Consider the following 23,480-nt stretch of genomic DNA (forward strand, 5'->3'; position numbering starts at 1 on the left):
ATCGTTCGAGGCGGCGCGGGCTCTTCGGCGCGCGTTGCCAGTCCGGGCGAGTAGCCTTGGACAGGTTCTCTAACATCAACGCCGATCTGCGGAAGAGGGCGATTTCCGCCGTGTCGTCTGAGTCGTCGCGGACAAACCCGCTGGCAAGCTTTGGTCAGAACGAGTGGCTTGTCGACGAGCTGTACCAGAAGTACCTCCAAGATCCCGAGTCTGTCGACAAGGCCTGGTGGAACTTCTTCGCTGACTACAACCCTGATTACGGACCGGGCCGAACCCCGGTCAGGGAGGCGGCGAACGGCACTGTCACCGCGCCGCCTCCAACGGCACCGGCCAAGGTGGCGCCCAAGGCGCAGCCCGTGGCCGAGAAGCCGAAGCAGCCGGCCGCCGCGGTGCCCAAGGGCGCCGAAGAGGTCAAGCTGCGCGGCGCCGCCGCACGCACGGCCGCCAACATGGACCTGTCACTGACGGTTCCGACGGCGACCAGTGTGCGGGCCATCCCGGCCAAGCTGCTCATCGACAACCGCATCGTGATCAACAATCACCTGAAGCGGGGCCGTGGCGGCAAGATCTCCTTCACCCATCTGATCGGCTTCGCGATCGTCAAGGCGCTGCGCGCCATGCCGGAGATGAACTACTCCTACGCGGAGATCGACGGCAAGCCGACCCTGGTCAAGCCCGAGCACGTCGGCTTCGGCCTGGCCATCGACGTGCAGAAGAGCAACGGTGACCGCCAGCTCCTCGTGCCCTCCATCAAGGGCGCGGAGGAGATGGACTTCCGGCAGTTCTGGGTCGCCTACGAAGACGTCGTCCGCAAGGCTCGCTCCGGCAAGCTGGGCGTCGACGACTTCGCCGGCACCACGATCTCGCTGACCAACCCCGGCACCATCGGCACGGTCCACTCCGTTCCGCGCCTCATGCCCGGCCAGGGCACGATCATCGGCGTCGGCGCGATGGAATACCCGGCCGAATACCAGGGGGCCTCCCCCGACACGCTCTCGCGTCTGGCCGTCTCCAAGGTCATGACGCTGACCAGCACCTACGACCACCGGATCATCCAGGGCGCCCAGTCGGGTGACTTCCTGCGGCAGATCCACCGGCTGCTGCTCGGCGAGGACGGCTTCTACGACGAGATCTTCGAGGCGCTGCGGATCCCGTACGAGCCGGTCCGCTGGGTCCAGGACATCTCGGCCTCCCACGACGACGACGTGGCCAAGTCCGCGCGCGTCATCGAGCTCATCCACGCCTACCGCGTGCGCGGGCACCTCATGGCCGAGACCGACCCGCTCGAATACAAGCAGCGCAAGCACCCCGACCTCGACATCCAGTCACACGGCCTGACGCTGTGGGACCTGGAGCGCGAGTTCGCCACCGGCGGCTTCGGCGGCCGGCCGCTGATGAAGCTGCGCGAGATCCTGGGCGTGCTGCGTGACTCCTACTGCCGCACCGTCGGCATCGAGTACATGCACATCCAGAACCCCGAGGAGCGGGCCTGGATCCAGGCGCGGGTGGAGAAGCCGCACAAGTCGCCCGAGCGCGACGAGCAGCTCAACATCCTGTCGCGGCTCAACACCGCCGAGGCGTTCGAGACGTTCCTGCAGACGAAGTTCGTCGGCCAGAAGCGCTTCTCGCTGGAGGGCGGCGAGTCCCTGATCCCGCTGCTCGACTCGGTGATCAGCGACGCCGCCGACGAGGACCTCGACGAGGTCGTCATCGGCATGGCCCACCGCGGCCGGCTCAACGTGCTGGCCAACATCGTGGGCAAGTCCTACGCCCAGATCTTCGGCGAGTTCGAGGGCAACATCGACCCGCGCACCGCGCACGGCTCGGGCGACGTGAAGTACCACCTGGGCGCGAGCGGCGAGTTCACCGCGCCGAGCGGCAAGACCATCACCGCGTCCGTGGTCGCCAACCCCTCCCACCTGGAGGCCGTCGACCCGGTGCTCGAAGGCGTGGTCCGCGCCAAGCAGGACCTGCTGGAGCGCGGCGAGGAGGGCTTCACGGTCCTGCCGGTCCTCATCCACGGCGACGCGGCCTTCGCCGGCCAGGGCGTCGTGGCCGAGACGCTCAACCTGTCGCAGCTGCGCGGCTACCGCACCGGCGGCACCGTGCACGTGGTGGTCAACAACCAGGTCGGCTTCACGACCTCGCCCGCCTCCTCCCGCTCCTCGGTCTACGCGACCGACGTGGCGCGGATGATCCAGGCGCCGATCTTCCACGTCAACGGCGACGACCCCGAGGCCGTGGTACGCGTGGGCGAGCTGGCCTACGAATACCGCCAGGCGTTCCGCAAGGACGTCGTCATCGACCTCATCTGCTACCGCCGCCGCGGCCACAACGAGGGCGACAACCCCGCCTTCACCCAGCCGCTGATGTACGACCTCATCGACGCCAAGCGCTCGACCCGCAAGCTCTACACCGAGGCCCTGATCGGCCGCGGCGACATCACGGTCGAAGAGGCCGAGCAGGCGCTGCGCGACTACCAGGCCAAGCTGGAGCAGGCGTTCACCGAGACCCGCGAGGCGGCGAAGAAGCCGCTGGAGGCGGGCGCGATGCGGGTGCCGCCGACCGAGGTCGTCAAGTGGTCCCACGAGGACACGCCGACCGCGATCAGCGACGAGACGCTCAAGCGCATCGTCGACACCCAGCTCAACCTGCCCGAGGGCTTCACGCCGCACCCGCGCCTCGCGCCGGTGCTGCAGCGCCGCGGTCAGAGCGTCGAGCAGGACGCGATCGACTGGGCGATGGGCGAGACGCTGGCGTTCGGCTCGCTGCTGATCGACGGCCACCCGGTGCGCCTGGTCGGCCAGGACTCCCGGCGCGGCACGTTCACCCAGCGCCACGCCGTCCTGGTGGACCGGATGACCGGCGCCGACCACACGCCGCTCAAGACGTTCAACCACGGCACCACGAAGTTCTACGTCTACGACTCGCTGCTCAGCGAGTTCGCGGCGCTGGGCTTCGAATACGGCTACAGCGTGGTCCGTCCCGACGCGCTGGTCCTCTGGGAGGCGCAGTTCGGCGACTTCGTCAACGGCGCCCAGACGATCATCGACGAGTTCATCTCGTCGGGCGAGCAGAAGTGGGGTCAGAAGTCCTCGGTCGTGCTGCTGCTGCCGCACGGTTTCGAGGGCCAGGGCCCCGACCACTCCTCCGCCCGCATCGAGCGCTTCCTCCAGGTCTGCGCGCTCGACAACATGACGGTCGCGCAGCCCACCACTCCGGCCAACTACTTCCACCTGCTGCGCTGGCAGGTGGAGTCGGAGCGGCACAAGCCGATGGTGGTCTTCACGCCCAAGTGGCTGCTGCGCCACAAGGCGGCCACCTCCAAGGCGGCCGACTTCACCTCGGGCACCTTCCAGCCGGTCCTCGGCGACACCACCGTCGACCCCGGCAAGGTGACCAAGGTCGTGCTCACCTCCGGCAAGCTTTACTACGAGCTGGCCGCGGCGCGCGACAAGTCGGGCCGTGACGACGTCGCCCTCGTGCGGCTGGAGCGGCTCTACCCGTTCCCGTCGGACGAGCTGGCGGCCGAGCTGGGGCGCTACGGCGACCAGGTCGAGCTGGTGTGGGCCCAGGACGAGCCGGCCAACATGGGGCCGTGGCCGTACCTGACCCTCAAGCTGGCCGAGGACCCGGGGACACTGGGCGGACGGTCCGTGCGGCGCGTGTCGCGCAGGCCCAACAGCTCGCCGGCGACGGGTTCGCACAACTCGCACGACACCGAGCTCGAAGAGATCCAGCACCAGATCTTCGGCTGAGCCGTCTTACCAGCGAGCCCCCGGTACTCGCCGGGGGCTCGCTGCTATGTCCGGTCACGTCACATCCAGGCCCCTTTCCGGGCCCGGCGGTTGGAAAGGGGAGAACGATGTACTTCACCGATCGGGGGATCGAGGAGCTGGTCGAGCGGCGGGGCGAGGAAGAGGTCAGCCTGCTGTGGCTCGGGGAGCGGCTGCGCGAGTTCGTCGACCTCAACCCGGAGTTCGAGACTCCGATCGAGCGCTTGGCCACGTGGCTGGCCCGCCTGGACGACGAGGACGACGACTGATTCCCGCCCTTCTCCGTGAATAGCACGGCCTTTGCCACAGCACGGCCACCGTCACCCGACAGGGTCGCACCGGTTGGTCCTGCAATGTCGGCTGCCCTCACCCGCACTCCACAACGCGATACATCTTGAGTTTGCCGCCAACGCGACATATCGTGATTTATGTAGGAGCGTACCCACAAGAGAGGGCCGGCGGAGCATGCAGCAGTGGACGATCGAAGAGCCGGGGCAACTGACCTTCGGCGACGTGGACTCACTCGACGTGCGCATCGTCGCCGGCCGCCTCGACGTGCTGGCCAGCGACGGCCCACCCACCCTGGAGGTGGCCGAGTTCGACTCCGCCTCCCCGCTCCTGGTCACCTACGACGAGGCGAACAAAGAGCTCACCATCGCCTATCGCGACCTCACCTGGGACGGCCTGCTCGGCTGGCTGCGCCGGGACAAGCGCAGAACGGTCCTGTCCATCACCGTGCCCAAGCACTGCCGGGTCAAGGCGGGCGTGGTGACCGCGCCCGCGCTGGTGGCCGGGTTCGAGAAGGTCACGAACATCAAGAGCGTCTCCGGCGACATCGTGCTCGACGGCGTCAGCGGCGACGTGGCCGCCAACACCGTCTCGGGCGCCGTGGAGAGCCGGGCGCTGGGCGGCGACCTGTCGTTCGTCAGCGTCTCGGGCGACCTGACCGTGGCCCACGGCACGCCGCGCCGGCTGAAGGCCAACAGCGTCTCCGGCCGCATCACCGCCGATCTCCTCCTGCGTCCCACGGGTCACGTGACACTCAACAGTGTTTCTGGTGACATCCTGGTCAGGCTGCCCAAGAACGTGGAGGCGGACGTCAGCTTCAGATCCACCTCCGGCCGACTGGTCAGCACCTTCGACGGACTGTCCAACACGAACAACCCCGGCTCCAAGACGATGTCGGGACGGCTGGGTGGCGGCATGGCCTCGCTGTCGGCGATCACGGTCTCCGGCGAGGTCACGCTGCTCAAGGGAGAGAAGGAATGAGCCCTGTCTTCGGTCACGGCCGGCTCCGGCTGTACCTGCTCAAGCTGCTGGAAGAGAGCCCGCGCCACGGCTACGAGGTCATCCGGCTGCTCCAGGACCGCTTCCTCGGCGTCTATTCGCCCTCTCCCGGCACGATCTATCCGCGTCTGGCCCGCCTGGAGGAGGAGGGCCTGGTGACGCACGAGGTGGTCGAGGGCAAGAAGGTGTTCTCGATCACCGACAAGGGGCGCGAGGAGCTGAACGCCCGGCTCGACGAGCTCGACGACCTGGAGCAGGAGATCTCCGCCTCGGTGCGCGACATCGCCCGCGAGGTCAAGGAGGACGTCCGCGACACGGTCAAGTCGCTGCGCGACGAGCTGACCCGGATGGCCAAGGACGTCCGTACGGGCGCTGCCGAGGACACCAGGCGACTGCGCCAGAAGCAGAAAGAGGACATCAGGCGCCTCAGGGAGCAGCAGAAGCGCCAGTGGATGGAACACGCCACCCACTGGCAGGACGAGGGCGAGCGGCTCAGCGGGGAGTGGCGCCGGATCTGGTCGGAGGTCTGGGCCACACTCGGCGGCCAGCCGTCCGGCTCACCGGCCAACAGGGCCGCGTTGGACGCCGAGCTGGGCGAACTGCTGGCCGACTTCGTCGCCCAGGTCCGCGAGGAGGCGTCACAGGCCCGGCTCACCCCGGAGCAGCTGGACGAACTGCGTACGACACTGCACGAGACCAGCCGCACCATCCACGACATCCTCGACCGCTGACCCCGCCCAAGCCTCATCCACGCCCAGGCGAACCGGGCGCGGATCCGATTGCTCCCCACGTCCGACGAAACGAAAGGGAGTCGGCGTTCCCCAGGCCCGTCCGGCAAGCCACAACCCGCAGAGAACCCTTCAAAACCACCTTCAGGCGGAGCGGAGGTGGTTTCGGTCGGGGCGGCGGGAGGCGCGGGCCGCCTTGCGGGCGTGGTAGGCGATGGGCATGTAGCGCAGACGCTCAGGCAGGCGCGGGGTCAGCATGGCCACCGCGTGCCCGAGATGCCGCAGCCGCCGCTCCTCGCGGCCCGTCCAGCGCAGGCCGAGCTTCCGTCGTACGGCGGACGGCAGGGTGCCGACCGTGAGGAAATAGTTGAACTCACCCGCCCCGGCACCCACCGGCGTCCACAACCGGCGCAGCGGAGCGGGCAGCCCGGGTGGCGCCGGGGTGCCGCGCATGACCGAGAGCACGTCGAGCGCGGTCGGATGCGCCTCCAGCCGCTCGGCCACCATCCGGTCGAAGTAGCGCCAGAACGCGTCCAGGTCCTCGGGCAGCTCCCGCTCGGGCACCCGCAGGATCGCGCCGAGCTGCCGCGACTCGGCGTAGAAGCGCCGCTCCTGGTCGCGCGTGAACGGGGTGCCGAAATAGCGGTTGAGCACGATGAACCGCTCGAACAGCGACAGATGCACCCATGCCCATGCCTCGCCGTTCAGCGCGTGGTAGGGCCGGCCGCTCTCGTCCACTCCGCTGATCGGCTTGTGCAGCTCCCTGAGCCGCCGCCCCTCGGCCGGGCCGTCGGCGCCGCCGTACACCCACTTCTGCACGGACACGAGCGTGCGCTCCAGCCGCCCCCACGGGTCGTCCTTGTACGTGGAGTGCTCGGCCACCGCCGCGCCGACCGCCGGATGCATGGTCTGGAGCACCAGCGCGCTGCCGGCCACGAGCAGGTTGCGGTATTCGCCGGTCGTGTCCCAGTGCATCGAACCTGGGCCGAAGGGCTCGATGTGCATCATGACAACCTCCCGGGTGACACAACCACTACCTCTTGTATCACCCGGAAGCGCCAGAAGTAACCCATCACTTATTCAGACGGTAAAGACGATCTTTCCGAAGATCTCCCCCGACGCCATGGCGGCGAACCCGTCGCGCGCCTCGGTCAGCGGCAGCACCCGGTCGATCTCCGGCCGCAGCCCCGTCTGCTCCAGGAACACCGCCAGCCGCCCGAGCTGCTCCCGCGTCCCCATCGTGGAACCGATCACGGACAACTGCAGGAAGAAGACCCGGTTCAGGTCGGCGGGCGGAACCGCGCCGCTGGTGGCGCCGGAGACGACGATGCGCCCGCCGGGCTTGAGCGACTTGAGCGAGTGATCCCAGGTGGCCTGGCCGACGGTCTCCATGACCGCGTCCACCCGTTCCGGCAGCCGCGCACCCGGCTCGAAGACCTGGTCGGCGCCCAGTTGCAGAGCCCGTTCCCGCTTGCTCTCCGAACGGCTGGTGGCCCAGATCCGGTAGCCGGCGGCCCGTCCGAGCGCGATCACCGCGGTCGCGACGCCGCCGCCGGCCCCCTGCACCAGCACGGTGGAGCCGGGCTCCAGCCCAGCCTTGTCGAACAACATCCGGTACGCGGTCAGCCACGCCGTCGGCAGGCAGGCCGCGTGCTCGAAGCTGAGCGAGGCCGGCTTGGGCACCAGATTGCGGCGCGGCACCGCCACACGCTCGGCGAACGTACCGTCGTGCTGCTCGGACAGCAGCGTGCGCTTGGGATCGAGCGTCTCATCGGCACCGGTGCCGATCACGGAGTGCACGATCACCTCGTTGCCGTCCTCGTCCACGCCGGCGGCGTCGCAGCCGAGCACGATCGGCAGCCGGTCCTGCCGGATGCCGACGCCCTTGAGCGTCCACACGTCGTGGTGGTTGAGCGCGGCGGCCCGCACCGAGACGGTCGTCCACCCGTCCGGCGCCTTCGGCTCGGGACGCTCGCCCAGCGTCAGGCCGGCGAGCGGGTTGTCGGGATCGGTCTGTGTGGCGGTTACGGCGAACATGGCCGCACCCTACTTCAACCCGATCACCCCACCCCGTCACCCTCCCAGAGCGCTTGCTGGGTGGCGGCCAGGTTTTCGCTGACCAGTGCCGGGTGTGTCGGGCGTTGTCGCTGACTGGTGGGCATTCGTCGGGCGGTGCTACGCCGGGTTCCTGTCGAGCGAAGTTGGGTCTGTTGGGTGTCCGCCGGATGGTGTGCGGATTTGGTGCCCGCTGGGCGAGGCCGCGCAGCGTGGGGTCTTGGTCGGCGATGCTGGGGATCGTAGAGCGGCGGCCGGGTGACGCAGAATCTGTCGGGCGTTTGGCGGGTGGCGTTGAGTGGAGCAGGGCTCGGTGGGTGTTTGGTGGGTGGCGCTGGGGCTGGCGGGCGTTTGGCGGGTGGCGTTGATGGGGTGGGGGTCGGTTGGGGGACTGTTGAGTGGGGGCTTTTGGGGGCGGGGGGGGTGGTGTTGAGGTTGGCGACAAATCCCGGCACTGCACGACACCTCCCCGGGCAGCAGGCCAACAGCAAGCGGCAGCAGCGCAGGCAGCACGCACACCACCACACACCCCACGCGATACCAAATCCGCTGCACTGCTCGGCGGACGCCCCACAACACCACCCGACAACTGCCCGGCACTGCCCCGACACCCCAACTCCCGAGCCCGGCTCCACCCAACGCCACCCGGCAGACCCAGCGCTGCCCACCAAACACCCGACCGAGCCCGTCCCCGCCCAACGCCACCCGACAGCGGGCACCCACCAAATCCGCAGCACCACCCGACGGACACCCGACAGACCCGCAGCGCTGCCCGACCGACGCGCCTGGTACTGCCCGGCAAGCTCTCGGCACTACCCAGCAACCGCCCGATGCTCCCCCAGCGCTACCCGGTAAGCATCCGGCAGGTCCCCGACGCCCCCGACCAGTGCGTAGGGTCACTTGACCGTGACCCGGATCCCTTCGATCGCCTGCTTCCTGAACTCCGTCGAGCCGGTAACGGCGATCAGCATGTCGCCGCGGCACACCGTCTCGCTCGGGCGGCCCCGGCCTTCGATGACGTCCGGTAGGGCGCGGTTGTCGGCGCAGTCGGGTGTCGGTACGAGGGCCACCATCTGCCCCGCCCCGCCGCCGAACCACAGCTGCGGTCCGACCGGATGGCCCTGGACCTGCTCCCCCGGTCTGGTCAGCCGGATGTCGCGCCGCGCCGACAGGACGAGGAAGCCGTCCTTGGTCACCCGCCCGCGCAGATTGCGGGCCAGCGACAGCCGTTGGTCGAACGTCAGCCCCTCTCCCCGGTCGTACATCGCCAGCCGCCACGGACCGAACTCGAACAGCAGCACCTGACCGTAGAAGCCACTGCCGGCCTGGCGTGGCCAGAGGGTCACGTTGGAGGCGTAGTTTCTGATCGGCTGCCCGCCGCGGGTGACCTCCAACTGACCGCCGTACGGGGCGACGAACTGGCGGAAGCGGCCCTCCACCCAGGCTCCATGGAACGGCCGCGACCCCATGTCGTCGAGATCCAGATCGGCCGGATAACGCACCTCGGCCCGCACGCCGTGCGGGAACACCACCTGGATGACCTCGTCCCCCTGCTTGCGCACGGCGGGCGGGTTGACGATGTTGGGTGCGTTGTCCAGCCGGGTCAGGGATCTGATGGGCTCAGGGGTCGCGGTCGCGGCAGGGGGCTCGGCTTCGGGCTCGGGGTCCCGGCTCACGAGCAGGCCGATAACGGGGATGAGCAGGAACGCCAGCACCACCAGCAGCCCTGTCCACCGGCGGCGGCCGCGCTCGCCTGCTTCGATGACGTCGAACTGTTCCGCCACGACGTTCCTAGCCGAGTCGGTGCCGGCTTGCGCCCTTGAACTCCAGTTCAGTTCAGGGGCGACCTCCAGCGCAAGCCCTCGAACTTGGCGAAATCCTGATCGCAGGTCACGAATTCACAACCGTGCTCGATGGCGAGTGCGGCGAGGTAGGCGTCTGGGATGAGGCGGCCTTGCGCACCGGCGCCGCGGCAGAGCTTGACGAAGATCTCCCAGTGCCGCGGGCCGGCGTGCACGACGACCGCATGCGGTTGATGGCGAACGATGTCGGCGAACTCGCGCGCGACCTCGAACGAGGTGTGACCTGGAATGCGGCGATCCGTCACCGTACGGATGAAGCCACTGAGCGCGAAGTCACTGACCGCGTAGGCCTCGTCACCGTTGAGGAGGTCGAGGAGGACGGCGTGGCACTGCTCATGGTGCTGTGCGTCGCGTCGTTGCGCGTTGAAGAGCACGTTGGTGTCAAGCATGCGCATGGCCGGCCCCCAGCACCTTCTGGATGTCGTCCTGGCCGAGAAGCTCCTTGACCTCGGCCCAGGCCAGTGTGGGCCCGGAGTCGGGTCCGGAGAGCGGGAGCTCGACGCGGGGTCGCTCCGCCACTTCCGTGGAACGGTTGATGAGTTGTCGCAAGGCATCCTCCATGACTGAGGTGAGACTTCGTCCGTTTTTCGCCGCGTACGCCTTCGCCTCGTTGAGGAGCGTTTCGTCGATGCGCACCGTTGTCCTCCGCATGACTCCAGCGTCCGCCGCTGACATAAAAATGTCAACACCGGATAGTAGTCACTCGGTCACAGATTTGATGCCAAGTTTAAGTCACCAGGAGGCCACATTGACCTTCCCATCGGTCGCCACCCGCACCTCCTGCCCCACCAGCTCCCGCCCCTCCGCCTCCGCGAGCAGGTCCGCCTCCTCCACCACCGCGTAAGCCCGCCCTCCTGGCACCTCCACCACCAGGAACCCCTTCTCGGCCGCACCCCCTGGCCCGTGCGCCACCGAGTAGCCGGCCACCTTCCCCGCCCCCTCGTACGCCGCCACGATGGGCACCTCCTCGGACGTGTGCACCGGCGAGGCACGGCCCAGCCGCCCGCCCGGCGAGCTCGACCACACCGCGTACGTGTGCTTGGTCAGGTGCATCCCCACCCCGGTGACCAGCCCATGCCCCGACTGGGCCCGCAGCAGCCCCGCCATCGTCGCCGTGGAGTGCAGCACGTAGTCGCTGGCCGGCCCGCCCGCGTACGGCAGCCCGCCGGTGACCGTGAGCCCGCGCGGGTCCAGCGGGTCGAGCCCGATCGCGTCGCACGCCTGCCGCAGCGCGATCGCGAAACAGCTGTAGAGGTCGAGTGCGTGCATGTCGTCCAGCCCGAGCCCGGCGCGCTCGAACGCGGCCCGCGCGGCGGCGGCGATGGCCGGCGAGGAGCCGAGCTCGGGCCGCGCCGCCACCTCCCAGGTGTCCTCCGCGTACGCCCATCCACGCAGGTAGACCCGCCGATCCTGGGGCACCCCGAGCCGGTCGGCCAGTCGCGAGCTGGCCAGGACGACGGCCGCCGCCTGGTCCACCTCCAGCACGGCCACGGTGCTCCTGGTGTACGGCCAGCCGACGAAGCGGTCGAGCAGCTCGTCAGGGGAGCGCGCGACCCGGCGCCAGGCGTGCGGGTTCGCCGCCGCCACCTCGGTCATCGGGGCCATGATCCGGGCCCGTTCGCGCATCTCCTCCTCGATGGTGAGCCCGATCGCCGCCCGCCGCGCCGTCTCCATGATCGGATAGGTGTGCACCGGCAAGAACAGCCCGTGCGCGAGCGCCGAGGGATGCGGCGGCCGCTCCCACCCGTACGGAGGCCGCGGGTCGGCGGGGTGACTCCACGGCGCGTGCTCGCCCGCCTTCCGGTACGCCCGCCGCGTGGCCAGCGCCTCGGCCCCCGTGACCAGCGCGGACTCCAGCTCGCCCGCCGCGATCCCGGCTGCGGCGGCGCCGATGAGCAACTGCGGAGCCGTACCGCTGACCTTGGAGTAGACCTGGTGGCGCAGAGTGGCGCCGAGGCGCTCGGCGAGGCGGCCGACCGGCGAGTCGTACTGCCACGAGTCGGTGTGGACGATCTGGATCGAGTCGAGCCGCCCGACGGGCAGCCGCGCGTCATCCGCGGCGGCGCGGGCGACCGACTCCCACAGATCCAGCGGTTCAGGGCCCGGCTGTTCGCGAATGGTGAGTTGGGCGATGCCAATGAGACAGGGCGTGCGAGGGTCCATGCCGCCATCTAACCAGAACAAGGTTCGGTTGATAAGGAGTGGCGCTTGATAATTGGCGTTACCGCTGTGGTCAGAGAAAATAAATCAGGCCGTTGATCTGCGGAAATGCTAATTCAGAATACATGCGAACTCGCTATTTCTATAACGGAATGGAACCGGCTCATGCTTTTTCGCGTCGTTTCCTGGCGGCCGGATCGGGCCGTTCATTAACGTTCCCAACGTTTTCCTGGCCCACCGGGGCGCAGTACCCCGCTCTGGGCCGCCGAAAGCTGAGAGGAGCTCCATGAATTCCCGAGCAAGGCGCATCGCGATCCCCCTCGCCGGCCTCGTGGCCATCGGGCTGGCGGCGGGAATGGTCAGCGGCGGCGCGGCGAGCGCGACCGCACCCTCGGACGTCGTGTCCAGGAACTCGGCCACCCCTGCTGAGCAGGCGGTCCAGTTCTGGACGCCGGACCGCATCAAGCTGGCCACCGACTACGACGACGGCGTCGACCTGTCCACCAAGGGCGTCAAGGGCAGGAACGACTCCCCCGACGGTCCCGCAGGCTCCGTTCCGCCGATCGGCGCGGAGAAGACGAAGTCCAAGAAGAGCAAGCACGTCAACCTGCCCAACACGGTCGGCCGCGTCTTCTTCACGCTGCCCAAGGCCGACCCGCGCAACCCGAAGAACTGGCGCTACTGCTCGGCCAGCTCGGTGCAGAGCAAGTACCGCAACCTCGTGGCGACCTCCGCCCACTGCGTGTACGACACCAAGAAGAACACCTTCTACGACAACTGGATCTTCATCCCGTCCTACTGGGACGGCGACAAGGTCTGGGAGGGCAAGGCGCCCTACGGCATCTACGCCGCCAAGACGTTCAACGCGCACGACGACTTCGTGGTGAAGGAGGACTACGACTACGACTACGCGTTCGTCAACGTCTTCAACGGCATCAAGGTCAAGTGGGAGAAGGTCGGCGGCAAGTGGAAGTGGACGGTCAAGAACGTCGGCCGGCTCGGTGACAACGTCGGTGGCCAGGGCTTCACCTGGAACCGGAGCACCAAGCTGAACGTGTTCTCCTTCGGCTACCCGGCGGGCGAGCACCCCGACGGCGACAAGCCGTTCACCGGCCGCACCATGAAGTACTGCTACGGCAAGACCAAGCCGATGCCCGAGGCCAGGAAGTACAACCTCCAGGAGCACATCGGCTTCAAGTGCTCCTTCACCGCCGGCGCGAGCGGCGGGCCGTTCATCTACAACTACAAGAGCGCGTCGCGCACCGGCTACCTCGTCGGCGTCAACAGCGTCGCGTGGGACACCGACGGCAACGACCGGTACGACCACATCTCGTCGCCGTACTTCAACACCGACACCTACAAGGTCTACAAGGCCGCCGCCAACCGCTGGACCGGCAACTGGCGCTGATCGAGCAGCGAGCTAGCACTGAGCGAGCCTGCACCCGGGCCCCGGTTCCCCAGTGGATCCGGGGCCTTCCCCTGGGCCGGGAATGGGGCCGCGGCGACGTGGCGTGCGCCACTGGAACGATCCTGATCATGGCCGGGAATGCGCGCATTAGCGCGCACGGACATACGCAACCGAACCCCGCCTGACCTGCGACTATGCCAACTCGCTAATGATCATTAACGTGTATCGGGAGTGTTCGGCTGACAGTGTCCTTATAGTTCACGATGCACCCTTGATCAGGTAACGAATCTCTATCCAAGCTGCAATACAGTCTGTACATCTGGAAAAATCCACCCTTACAACCCCAAGAAAGGCGCATTTCATGATCCCCCGGGCCCGGCACCTAGCGGCGGCTGCGCTGAGCAGCTCGCTGCTGATGCTGCCCGCCCTCACGGGGACCGCCACCGCCGCCGCGTGGAACGCTCACAGCGCCACGGGATACACCGCAGCGGGAAGCGCCATCACCACGAGCACCGTCACAACGAGCGCCGTCACGAGCAGCACCGCCGCCGCTCCCATCAGCAAGGTGTACGCCGTCCCGCTGGCCAGGACGGTCGCGGACGTCAAGCGGGTCGCGAACTACTGGAAGCCCGACCGCCTGAAGAAGAGCGACAGCTACAGCCCGGCCACCCCCGGCGCCGCCGCCCCGGCGAGCTCGACCGCCGCCGCGGCCGCCCCCGCCAACCCCGTGGCCGGGGTGCGGCGATCGATCGCCGCTCAGAGCGTCGCGCCCGCGCTGCCGCGCAAGGGCTCCGCGATGACCATGGGGAAGGTCTTCTTCCGCTTCGGCGACAAGGAGTACTGGTGCTCCGCCAGCTCGATCGCCGCCAAGAACCGCAGCGTCGTCGCCACGGCCGCGCACTGCGCGTACGACTCGCGCCAGGCCAAGCCCGCCGACTACTGGATCTTCGTCCCCAACCCGGGCACCAACGGCGAGACGCCTGACGGCATCTACGTGGGCGCCTCGATCAGCCTGCACGAGGACTGGATGGGCAAGGTCGACTACGACTACGACTACGCCTTCGTCACGGTGAACCGCGGGTTCACCTGGGTCGCCAAGAACGGCGACTACGTCATGCAGGACGTCGGCCGGCTCCAGGACAACGTGGGCGGCCTGGGGATCGAGCTGAACAAGAAGCCCGGCTCGTACACCGCCAGGCCCTTCGGCTACCCGGCGGGCGCGCAGCCCGACGGCTCGCGCCCGTTCGACGGCAAGACGCTGTTGGAGTGCCCCGAGCGCAGCACCCGCTACACCGTGGCCCCCGGCCTCGACCTGCAGAAGGGCGTCGAGCTTCAGCCGTGCGACTTCAGCCACGGCGCCAGCGGCGGCCCCTGGGTGATCGGCTACGACAAGAACCGCAAGCTCGGTAGCCTCAACGGCGTCAACAGCCTGACCTGGAACAGGGACGCCAGAGACCGCTACGACGCGGTGTCGTCGCCTTACTTCGACACCACGACCGGAGAGGTCTACCGCCGGGCGGCGGCACAGTCCACCGTGTCAAATGTGACGTAAGTCATAGTTACCGGCTGGTCACTTGGCGTGATCAGCGGCTTCTTCATCCCGGCGAGATCACGGGCCACGCTCCCACCGCTGACACGATCTTCCCGTGCGTCACACGAACACGGTCAAAGCTGTAGGTTCCGGGCTGTCCATTAGCTGAATTTCGGAGGTGCACGAGGCGCCTCATGTCAGCGCAACCTGGAGTTACCTTGAAGCGAACCCTCCTCCCCGCCGGCGGCGCCCTCCTGGCGACCGGTCTGCTCGCCGCCGGCCTGTCCGGCACGGCGCAGGCCGACAACGACATCGCCCACGACCCGATGGCCCGCAACTCCGCCGACGCCGTCTCCGTCGCCTCCTTCTGGCTGGCCTCGAACGGCAAGGCGCTCCGGTCCGCGACGCAGTACACGTGGGACTCGAAGGAAGTGCGGAAGGTCGTCTCCAAGGGCGGCTACACCCCCGACGGCAAGCCCGGCCTCACGGCGCCGACCGGCGAGTCCAGATCCACCGGCTCGTCCCAGAACGTGAACCTGCCCAAGACCGTCGGCAAGGTCTTCTTCGTCGACACCCACGGCAAGTTCCGCTGGTGCTCGGCCACCTCCATCCAGTCGAACTACCGCAACCTGGTCGCCACGGCCGGCCACTGCGTGTACGACACCGACAGCAACTCCTCCACGCTGGACAAGTGGGTCTTCGTCCCCGGCTACTACCAGGGCAAGACGCCGTGGGGCATCTACGTCGGCAAGCAGGCCTTCACCCACTACGACTTCGACACCTACGAGGACTACGACCGCGACTACGCGTTCGTCACCGTCTACAACGGCATCCAGTTCAACGGTGTCAAGCAGGTCAACCGCAAGGACTACCAGCGTTTCACCGGCCCGAAGCGGTCGTGGGGCGGCCACCACTACATCCTGCTGTCCAAGGACGCGGGGCGGCTGGGCGACAACGTCGGCGGTCAGGGCTTCGCCTGGAACCAGGCCACGGGCAAGGCGGTGCGCGCGTTCGGCTACCCGTCGGCGCCGCACCCTGACGGCAACCGGCCGTACAGCGGCGTGACGCCGAAGCACTGCTACGGCAAGACCACCTCCAAGGCGGTGGGCGCGTCCTGGCTGAAGATCGAGGAGCACATCGGCCTCAAGTGCGCCGTGACGCCCGGCTTCGACGGTGGGCCCTGGCTGCTCAACTACAGCAACGGCAAGCGCCTCGGTTACGTGAACGGCGTCACCAGCACGTTCGCCGACCAGGACGGCAACGACCGGATCGACTACATCACCTCGCCGTACTTCGACGGTGAGACGGCCGGCGTCTACAACGCGGCCAAGAACGTCTGGTCGGGCAAGATCGTCGGCCCGAACGGGGAGCTGTACAAGTAAGTCACGCGCGAGCAGACGAGGGTCTCGGTTCTCACCGAGGCCCTCGTTCGCGTTTCCAGGCCCCGCGCAAGGGATCTCAGAGGCCCTGGGAAGCCCGTGCGGGCCGACGAGAAGCGCCCGCAGGAGCCCGGATCTGAACGCTTCCGGCCCGATCCTGAAGATCACCTGTGAGGATCGGGCGAACTTAGACGGGGCAGGCCCAAATCTGGTTCCTGTGATCTGAGTCACATATAACCGACTACGCTCTGCGACGACTGCTAACGGAACTTTCGTGCCGTAAGCGATAACCCACTCACACCCTGCGCAAACGTAACTTTCACATCACGGCGCGCGAAGATCTCTGACTGGTAACGGAAAGGTCACGGCGGTAAGGGCGTCTACCCGATCCGCCAAACCGGGTTCCACCTGCGGAGATCACCACGCTATGTTCCTTGCTATCCCTTTACTGACGCATGGGACGCATGTTGCGACCCACGACAGAGCAAGGAGCAGTTCCCTTGAAGCGCATCCTCATCCCCGCCGGTGGCGCCCTTCTGGCCACCGGCCTTCTGGCCGCCGGCCTCGCCGGTACGGCCTCGGCTGACACCGACGTCGCCAAGGACAACATGGCGACGTCCGCTGCCAACGCGAAGGCCATCGCGGACTTCTGGGCGGAGAACAACGGCGCTGCCCTCAAGGCCGCCAAGGAGTCCAACGTCTGGGACAGCAAGACCGACGTCGCCCGCCTGCAGAGCAAGGGCGGCTACAGCGCCGACACCAAGCCCGGCGTGACCGCGCCGATCGGCGAGGAGAAGAAGAGCACCGCCAAGACGCAGAACGTCAACCTGCCGAAGACCATCGGCAAGGTGTTCTTCGTCAACAGCAAGGGCGAGAAGCGCTGGTGCTCCGCCACCTCCATCCAGTCGCAGTACCGCAACCTGGTCGCCACGGCCGGGCACTGCGTCTACGACACCGCCACCAACTCGGACGTCATGTCCAAGTGGGTCTTCGTCCCCGGTTACTACCAGGGCCGTGCTCCTTGGGGCATCTACGTCGGCAAGCAGGCCTTCACCCACTACGACTTCGACGTCTACGAGGACTACGACCGCGACTACGCGTTCGTCACCGTCTACAACGGCGTCAAGGTCGAGGGTGGCACGGCCAAGCAGGTCTCCAAGGCCGAGTGGGACAAGTACCAGGGCATCAAGGACGCCAAGGACGTCGAGATCAGCCGCGAGGAGTTCCGCGCGGGCAAGCTCGACCCCACCCGGACCGAGGCCTACTGGGCGAAGCGTGGCTCGGCGCCTGAGGCGACCGGCCCCGACTACCCCGGCGCCGTCGTCGGCAAGGTCGAGGTCTCCGAGGCCCGTTACCGCACGGCTCGCGTGGGTCAGGGCAACGGCCGCAAGTTCGGTGAGCCCATCACCGAGATCGTGACCGACAACGAGGCCGCCGCCTACAAGGCCAAGCAGGCGCAGGACGCGGAGAAGTACCCGGCGAAGGTCCAGCAGGACCGTCGCGGCAACTGGACGATCACGCACTTCTTCGTCCAGCAGTGGTACAAGCCCGGCACGGACACGAAGTTCTACAAGACCGTCTTCTTCATCGTCGACGGCTCCACCCTCGACGCTGGTCGCCTCGGCGACAACGTCGGCGGCCAGGGCTTCGCGTACAACCAGCCGACCGGCAAGGACGTCCGCGTGTTCGGCTACCCGGCCGGCGCGCACCCCGACGGCAACAAGAACTACACCGGCATCACGCCCAAGTGGTGCTACGGCAAGACCTCGAAGAAGCTTGTCGGCTCCGCCGCCAAGAAGATCGAGGAGCACGTCGCTCTCAAGTGCGCCATGACCGAGGGCGCCGACGGTGGCCCGTGGCTGTTCAAGTACAGCAACGCCAAGCGTCTCGGCTACGTGAACGGTGTCACCAGCACCTTCAACGACCAGGACAACAATGGCCGCGTGGACTACATCTCGTCGCCGTACTTCGACGGCGAGACCAACACCGTCTACAAGGCCGCGGCCGCTTCGTGGTCCGGCAAGATCGTCTAAGTAGCAGCTAGCGACCGGTCCCTGACCGTACGTCTAACTGTTGCGAGCGTGGGGCCCGGCATATTGCCGGGCCCCTCTGCTTTTCTCCGGCGAAGTGAAGGCGGTTGGACGCATGAGACGCCCAGACGGTGCCATCAAGTCGATGTGATCTGCGTCACATCGCTTCGCAAGACCGGATCAAGAGGACGTCTCCGTACCCATGGCCACTTTGACAACATCCTTATGTTGATCAGGCCAAATGGTGACATCCGAAGCTTCACACAGCTCCTGCGCATCAGCCTTTTAAACATCACAGAACGATCACGCCCGGCTTGTCGCGACTTTTCCTTTCAGATCGGCTACCCGAGCTCAAGATCGACACTGTATGTTCCTGGCTATCCCTTTACTGACGCATGGGACGCAAGAGGCGTTCCACGACAGCGCAAGGAGTTACCTTGAAGCGCATCCTCCTCCCGGCCGGTGGCGCCATTCTGGCCACTGGTCTCCTCGCTGCCGGTCTCGCCGGCACGGCGCAGGCTGACAACGTCATCGAGAACGCCGATCTCGCCAAGACGCAGGCCCAGGCCGAAGAGGTCGTGGAGTTCTGGACCAAGTCCAACAACGCCGCCCTCAAGGGCGCCGTGGCTTTCAGCCCCGACGTTCTCGAGGTCGACAAGATCGTCCGCGGTGGTGGCTATAGCGCGGACACCAAGCCGGGGGTCACCGCGCCCATCGGCGAGGAGAAGAAGACCGTCGCCAAGACCCAGAACGTGAACCTGCCGAAGTCCATCGGTAAGGTCTTCTTCGAGGGCCGTGACGGCAAGCTGTACTGGTGCTCCGGCACCTCGATCCAGTCGCAGTACCGCAACCTGGTCGCCACCGCCGGCCACTGCGTCTACGACATCGCGGCGAACAAGGAAGTCGTGTCCCGCTGGGTCTTCGTGCCCGGCTACTACCAGGGCAAGACGCCGTTCGGCATCTACGTGGGCAAGCAGGCCTTCACCCACTACGACTTCGAGGTCTACGAGGACTTCGACCGTGACTACGCCTTCGTGACCGTCTACGACGCCCTCGCGGGTGTCGAGAAGTCCTCGAAGGTTGTGGACTGGAAGACCTACGAGGCGTACCAGGGCGAGAAGTTCGTCAAGGACGTCGAGGTCACCGAGGCCGAGTACAAGAAGGGCAAGCTCGACCCCGCGACCACCGACTACTACGACGTGGACCCGGGCAAGGCCGACGAGGCCACCGGCCCGGACTACCCCGGCGCTGTGGTCGACCGTTTCGAGGTCAGCCAGAAGTTCTACGACGCCGCTGGTGTCGGCCAGGGTAACGGCAAGAAGTTCGGCGAGCCCGTCGTCGAGAACGTGACCCTCAACGAGGCCATCGCGTACAAGAAGGCCCAGAACAGCAACAAGTTCAAGTACCCGGCAACGGTCGGCAAGGACGTCCGCGGCAACTGGACCATCACGCACTACTACGTGCAGAAGTGGTTCAAGCCCGGCAAGGTCGCCCGCTTCGTCCGTCTCGAGCCCAACATCGTTGGTCGCGAGCTGAAGAGCGGTGGCCGTCTCGGCGACAACGTCGGTGGCCAGGGCTTCGCGTGGAACCAGCCGACCGGCAAGTACGTCCGCACCTTCGGTTACCCGCAGGGTGCGCACCCGGACGGTAACAAGCCCTACACCGGTGTCACGCCGAAGTGGTGCTACGGCAAGACTGGCAAGAACGTCACCAAGGCCCCCGAGTTCAAGGTCGAGGAGCACATCTCCCTGAAGTGCGCCGTGACCGGTGGCTACGCGGGTGGCCCGTGGCTGCTCAAGTACAGCAACGCCAAGCGCCTCGGCTACGTGAACGGTGTCACGAGCCTGGTCATGGACAGCGACAAGAACAAGCGCTACGACACGATCACCTCGCCGTACTTCGACGGTGAGACGGCCGCGATCTACAGCGCCGCGTCCAAGTCGTGGTCCGGCAAGCTCGTCAAGTAGTTCCCAGCAGGACAAGAACGACGACCTAGTCATCGTTCGCATGCTTCACCCGAAGGGCTCGGCTGCCAGCCGGGCCCTTCGGCCTTTCTGCTGGAAATTGCGCGAAACCCCTTACTAGAGTGACCAATGGGTCGATAGGGTTTTTACACCCTTTTTGACAACTGTGGAGTCCTTCCGTGAAGCGCCTGCTCGTCCCCCTCGCCGCTGTCGGCCTGAGCGCCGCCGTCCTCGCCCCGCCCGCCAACGCCGCGCCCAACTGGGCGACCGACAACCTCCTCCCGAAGCCGGCCGACGCTTACGGAGCTGCCGCCTTCTGGCTCGACTCCAACGGGGCCGCGCTCAAGAAGGCCACTCAGTACAACCTGGACTCCAAGCAGGTTCCCAAGCTCGTCAGCACGGGCAGCAAGGGCGCCCCCGACGGCAAGCCCGGCATGACCGGCCCCACCACCACCGCCAAGGCCGGCGCCTCGAAGAACGTCAACCTGCCCAAGACCATCGGCAAGGTCTTCTTCCTCGACTCCAAGAGCCAGTACCGCTGGTGCTCGGCCACCTCCATCCAGTCCCGTAACCGCAACCTGGTGGCCACCGCCGGCCACTGCGTCTACGAGCACGGCGACGACGTCTACCAGAAGTGGATCTTCATCCCCGGCTACTACCAGGGCCGGGCCCCCTGGGGCGTCTACGTCGGTGCCTACGCCTTCACCGCGTACGACCTCGACACCTACGACGACTACGACGGCGACTACGCCTTCGTCGCGGTGCACAACGGCTTCATGCTGGGCGCCGAGAAGGAGGTCTCCTGGAAGGAGTTCAAGGAGTTCGCCGGCGACAAGTGGGTCAAGCCGCGCGAAGTCAGCGCGGAGGAGTTCCGCAAGTGCCAGCTCAACCTGGGCCACTGCTGGTCCGTGGGCGCCAAGGACGCCCAGCTGGCCGGTCCCGACCACCCGGACGCCGTGGTGGAGAAGGTCGAGGTCTCCAAGCAGGCCTACGCCGCCGCCAGGACCGGACGGGGCCAGGGCTTCAAGTTCGGCGAGCCGGTCGTGGAGCACCTCACGAAGACGCAGTGGCAGGCCTACAAGGGCCCGGGCGACAAGGGCACCGGCCCCGACAAGCGCGGCAACTACACGGTCATCCACTACTACACCCAGAAGTGGGTGAAGCCGGGCACCGAGCGTAAGTACTACGAGGCTCGCTACATCCTCGGCATCGCCAAGGACATGGGCCGACTCGGCGACGTCGTCGGCGGTCAGGGCTTCTCCTGGAACCAGCCGCTCAACCAGCCGGTCACGGTCTTCGGTTACCCGAGCGCCTCGCACCCCGACGGCGACCGTCCCTTCAGCGGCGTCACGCCGAAGTGGTGCGCGGGCAAGACCGGCACGAAGAGCTGGCAGGTCAACACGTTCAGGGTCGAGACGCACCAGGTGCTCAAGTGCTCGATGACCCCGGGCGCCGACGGCGGCCCGTGGCTGCTCAAGTACAACAACGCCAAGCGCACCGGCTACGTCAACGGCGTGACCAGCATGTACTACGACAACGACGAGAACGGCCGGATCGACTACATCAGCTCGGCCATCTTCGACGGCGAGACCGCCGACGTCTACAACAAGGCCAACTACGCGGCGACCAAGTCCGTCGTGGGCCCGAACGGCGAGCTGCTCAAGTAAGCACCACGTGATCGGCAGGCAGGCCCGGGCCATGACGGCCCGGGCCTTTCCGTTCCCTGCACGAGCTACACGAGGCTGAGCTGGCGAGCGCGCTCGCGCAGCGCCATCACGGGCTTCTCCTGCTTGTACGGCTCCAGCCGCCGCCGCAGATCGGCCGCGTAGGACCGCGACCTGGCCGACTGCAGCTCACCCCCCAGAGCCAGCGCACCGGCCGCGGCCGAGCACGCCTCCTCCAGCTCCCCGCACTGCAGCAGCCCGGCGGCCAGCAGCGACAGGTTGAACATCCGGCCCCGGACATAACGGGAGTCCATGTCGAGCGAGCGCCGCGCCTGGCGCACCACCCGCTCGCCCTCCCCCAGGTCGCGGAAGCAGTGGGCGAACTTCGCCGACAGGTAGGCCTCGTCGAAGTAGCTGAGCCACTTGGGCTCGTCGTCGGGCCTGCGGACGTCGAAGGCGCGCTCGGCCTCGTGCAGGCTCCCCCCGCAGGAGCGGGCGTCGCCCAGGCCGGCGTGCGCGTGGGCCTCCAGGACGTGCGCGGAGGCGAGCAAAGTGCGCACCCCCGCCTTGCGGGCCGCCATCTGCGCGGCCCTGGCCAGGTCGAGGGCATGGGCCGGCTGGCCGATGTAGATGGCCTGGTGCGCCATCCCGGCGAGGATCTCGCCGCCCAGGGTCTGGTCGTCGGCGCCCCTGGCCAGGCGCAGGGCCTGGATCAGATAGCGCTGGGCGAGGCCGTGCTGCTCCATGTCGTAGGCCATCCAGCCGGCCAGGCGGGTCAGCTCCGCGGCCGCGGAGGCGAGCTGCCTGCCGGTGCTCTGCCCGTACGAGCCGTTCTTGAGCAGCGGGGAGACGGCGGTGTCGAGGTATTTGACGACGGACGACCTGACGCGCCCGCTGCCGAAACGATTGTCGAGCTCACCGAAGGATCGGGTGACCTCATGGATGGCGGCGATGTCGGCACGGCCCACCCGCCGTGTCCCCATGCCGTTCGGGCGCCCTTCAGCGGGCGATGTCAGCCAGCGTACGGCTCCGACGGAGCCTGCTCCTATCGCGAACGTCGAGTCGATCAGGAATCTGCGTCTCTCTACATCGGCCCGCCACAGCGCCGTCACGGTCGCGATCCCCTCCTGCCACGTGTGCGTGAACTCCTGCCCGAGATCGAGGGGGGTGATGACGGCCGGCATGCCGAGGTCCTCGGCGGAGACCGGCCTGCCGAGCCGTAGTGCGAAGATCTCGGTGAGCAGGCATGGCACCGGATCGCGTGGCCTCTGACCCCCGATCCAGCGCAGGACGGAGCTGTGGTCGTATTTGAGGCCTGGTGCGCCGCGTGCGACACCCAGCTCGTTGAGGCGCCTGGCCAATCCCTTGTGAGAGAAACTCGCCTCCGCGATGAGGTGCTGCAGCAGTCGATTCGGCTCGCGTTCCATCGCTCTCCTCGGCACAGGAGTCGGCGCCCACATCATTACAGAGAGCTACAGTTATAGCACCTTGCGTAAAGGATTTGTGCCCGTTCTCAAAGTCCACCCCAACTCCATCCCAAGCCGCCCGCCGCGGGGGGGGGGGGCGGGGGGCCGCGCGCCCCCCCGGCGGGGGGGGTGGCCACACACCCCCCCGGCCGGGGGTGGGGAAAGGCCCA

The 23,480-nt window shown here is 67.4% G+C and carries 17 protein-coding genes; 10 read left to right on the top strand and 7 right to left on the bottom strand.

Annotation, left to right across the window (positions count from 1 at the left end):
- Nucleotides 1–110 precede the first annotated feature (110 nt).
- The 4 genes from AB0C27_RS27315 to AB0C27_RS27330 all read left to right on the top strand — a co-directional run bounded on the left by AB0C27_RS27315 (nucleotide 111) and on the right by AB0C27_RS27330 (nucleotide 5,794).
- Nucleotides 111–3,758: a multifunctional oxoglutarate decarboxylase/oxoglutarate dehydrogenase thiamine pyrophosphate-binding subunit/dihydrolipoyllysine-residue succinyltransferase subunit gene (locus AB0C27_RS27315; RefSeq protein WP_357848831.1), complete on the top strand. Its 3,648-nt coding sequence runs from the start codon at nucleotides 111–113 to the stop codon at nucleotides 3,756–3,758.
- A gap of 107 nt (nucleotides 3,759–3,865) precedes the next feature.
- Nucleotides 3,866–4,045, top strand: coding sequence for a DUF6104 family protein (locus AB0C27_RS27320; RefSeq protein ID WP_357848834.1), 180 nt, complete (start codon nucleotides 3,866–3,868; stop codon nucleotides 4,043–4,045).
- 196 nt (nucleotides 4,046–4,241) lie between these two features.
- Nucleotides 4,242–5,045, top strand: a complete 804-nt coding sequence (locus AB0C27_RS27325; RefSeq protein ID WP_357848838.1) for a DUF4097 family beta strand repeat-containing protein — start codon at nucleotides 4,242–4,244, stop codon at nucleotides 5,043–5,045.
- Nucleotides 5,042–5,794 (top strand): PadR family transcriptional regulator, encoded by a 753-nt coding sequence (locus tag AB0C27_RS27330; protein WP_357848841.1) that lies wholly within the window; start codon nucleotides 5,042–5,044, stop codon nucleotides 5,792–5,794. Before AB0C27_RS27325 ends, AB0C27_RS27330 begins: the two co-directional genes overlap by 4 nt.
- 141 nt (nucleotides 5,795–5,935) lie before the next feature.
- Here the strand turns inward: AB0C27_RS27330 and AB0C27_RS27335 are convergent, their stop codons facing one another.
- The 6 genes from AB0C27_RS27335 to AB0C27_RS27360 form a co-directional block, all read right to left on the bottom strand.
- The gene (locus AB0C27_RS27335; RefSeq protein WP_357848844.1) at nucleotides 5,936–6,799 is read right to left on the bottom strand and encodes an oxygenase MpaB family protein; all 864 of its coding nucleotides are present in this window, start codon (nucleotides 6,797–6,799) and stop codon (nucleotides 5,936–5,938) included.
- Nucleotides 6,800–6,871: 72 nt separating this feature from the next.
- Entirely contained in the window at nucleotides 6,872–7,828 is a 957-nt protein-coding gene (locus tag AB0C27_RS27340) for a zinc-binding dehydrogenase (protein ID WP_357848847.1), read from the bottom strand.
- A 914-nt stretch (nucleotides 7,829–8,742) separates the two neighbouring features.
- The gene (locus AB0C27_RS27345; protein ID WP_357848850.1) at nucleotides 8,743–9,630 is read right to left on the bottom strand and encodes a hypothetical protein; all 888 of its coding nucleotides are present in this window, start codon (nucleotides 9,628–9,630) and stop codon (nucleotides 8,743–8,745) included.
- A gap of 47 nt (nucleotides 9,631–9,677) precedes the next feature.
- A complete protein-coding gene (locus tag AB0C27_RS27350) occupies nucleotides 9,678–10,103 on the bottom strand; it encodes a type II toxin-antitoxin system VapC family toxin (protein WP_357848853.1) in 426 nt (141 codons plus the stop codon).
- Complete coding sequence (locus AB0C27_RS27355) at nucleotides 10,090–10,344, bottom strand: hypothetical protein (RefSeq protein ID WP_357848856.1); 255 nt, start codon at nucleotides 10,342–10,344, stop codon at nucleotides 10,090–10,092. The genes AB0C27_RS27350 and AB0C27_RS27355 overlap by 14 nt, the downstream gene beginning before the upstream one ends.
- A gap of 96 nt (nucleotides 10,345–10,440) precedes the next feature.
- Entirely contained in the window at nucleotides 10,441–11,871 is a 1,431-nt protein-coding gene (locus AB0C27_RS27360) for an acetyl-CoA synthetase (protein ID WP_357848859.1), read from the bottom strand.
- 283 nt (nucleotides 11,872–12,154) lie between these two features.
- Here AB0C27_RS27360 and AB0C27_RS27365 point away from each other — a divergent pair, with 283 nt between their 5' ends.
- From AB0C27_RS27365 to AB0C27_RS27390, 6 genes are all read left to right on the top strand, one after another.
- The gene (locus AB0C27_RS27365) at nucleotides 12,155–13,276 is read left to right on the top strand and encodes a serine protease (RefSeq protein WP_346110331.1); all 1,122 of its coding nucleotides are present in this window, start codon (nucleotides 12,155–12,157) and stop codon (nucleotides 13,274–13,276) included.
- 361 nt (nucleotides 13,277–13,637) lie between these two features.
- Nucleotides 13,638–14,828 carry a hypothetical protein gene (locus AB0C27_RS27370; RefSeq protein WP_357848862.1) on the top strand — a complete coding sequence of 397 codons (1,191 nt, stop codon included), beginning with the start codon at nucleotides 13,638–13,640 and terminating at the stop codon, nucleotides 14,826–14,828.
- A 197-nt stretch (nucleotides 14,829–15,025) separates the two neighbouring features.
- Nucleotides 15,026–16,189: a hypothetical protein gene (locus AB0C27_RS27375; RefSeq protein WP_357848864.1), complete on the top strand. Its 1,164-nt coding sequence runs from the start codon at nucleotides 15,026–15,028 to the stop codon at nucleotides 16,187–16,189.
- Between the two features lie 497 nt (nucleotides 16,190–16,686).
- Entirely contained in the window at nucleotides 16,687–18,219 is a 1,533-nt protein-coding gene (locus tag AB0C27_RS27380) for a hypothetical protein (RefSeq protein WP_357848867.1), read from the top strand.
- Between the two features lie 434 nt (nucleotides 18,220–18,653).
- Complete coding sequence (locus AB0C27_RS27385) at nucleotides 18,654–20,183, top strand: hypothetical protein (RefSeq protein ID WP_357848870.1); 1,530 nt, start codon at nucleotides 18,654–18,656, stop codon at nucleotides 20,181–20,183.
- Between the two features lie 176 nt (nucleotides 20,184–20,359).
- Entirely contained in the window at nucleotides 20,360–21,847 is a 1,488-nt protein-coding gene (locus AB0C27_RS27390; RefSeq protein ID WP_357848872.1) for a hypothetical protein, read from the top strand.
- Between the two features lie 65 nt (nucleotides 21,848–21,912).
- Here AB0C27_RS27390 and AB0C27_RS27395 read toward each other — a convergent pair whose 3' ends face one another.
- Nucleotides 21,913–23,271 carry a hypothetical protein gene (locus AB0C27_RS27395; protein ID WP_357848875.1) on the bottom strand — a complete coding sequence of 453 codons (1,359 nt, stop codon included), beginning with the start codon at nucleotides 23,269–23,271 and terminating at the stop codon, nucleotides 21,913–21,915.
- Nucleotides 23,272–23,480: the final 209 nt, after the last annotated feature.

The sequence above is a fragment of the Nonomuraea sp. NPDC048882 genome, assembly GCF_040649755.1.
Lineage (GTDB): Bacteria > Actinomycetota > Actinomycetes > Streptosporangiales > Streptosporangiaceae > Nonomuraea > Nonomuraea maheshkhaliensis.

Bases quoted from the DNA above. Each gene is read 5' to 3' on its own strand.
- AB0C27_RS27335 (WP_357848844.1), bottom strand. From the start codon at position 6,799: ATGATGCACATCGAGCCCTTCGGCCCAGGTTCGATGCACTGGGACACG.
- AB0C27_RS27370 (WP_357848862.1), top strand. From the start codon at position 13,638: ATGATCCCCCGGGCCCGGCACCTAGCGGCGGCTGCGCTGAGCAGCTCG.
- AB0C27_RS27360 (WP_357848859.1), bottom strand. From the start codon at position 11,871: ATGGACCCTCGCACGCCCTGTCTCATTGGCATCGCCCAACTCACCATT.
- AB0C27_RS27365 (WP_346110331.1), top strand. From the start codon at position 12,155: ATGAATTCCCGAGCAAGGCGCATCGCGATCCCCCTCGCCGGCCTCGTG.
- AB0C27_RS27320 (WP_357848834.1), top strand. From the start codon at position 3,866: ATGTACTTCACCGATCGGGGGATCGAGGAGCTGGTCGAGCGGCGGGGC.
- AB0C27_RS27350 (WP_357848853.1), bottom strand. From the start codon at position 10,103: ATGCGCATGCTTGACACCAACGTGCTCTTCAACGCGCAACGACGCGAC.
- AB0C27_RS27330 (WP_357848841.1), top strand. From the start codon at position 5,042: ATGAGCCCTGTCTTCGGTCACGGCCGGCTCCGGCTGTACCTGCTCAAG.
- AB0C27_RS27325 (WP_357848838.1), top strand. From the start codon at position 4,242: ATGCAGCAGTGGACGATCGAAGAGCCGGGGCAACTGACCTTCGGCGAC.
- AB0C27_RS27395 (WP_357848875.1), bottom strand. From the start codon at position 23,271: ATGGAACGCGAGCCGAATCGACTGCTGCAGCACCTCATCGCGGAGGCG.
- AB0C27_RS27340 (WP_357848847.1), bottom strand. From the start codon at position 7,828: ATGTTCGCCGTAACCGCCACACAGACCGATCCCGACAACCCGCTCGCC.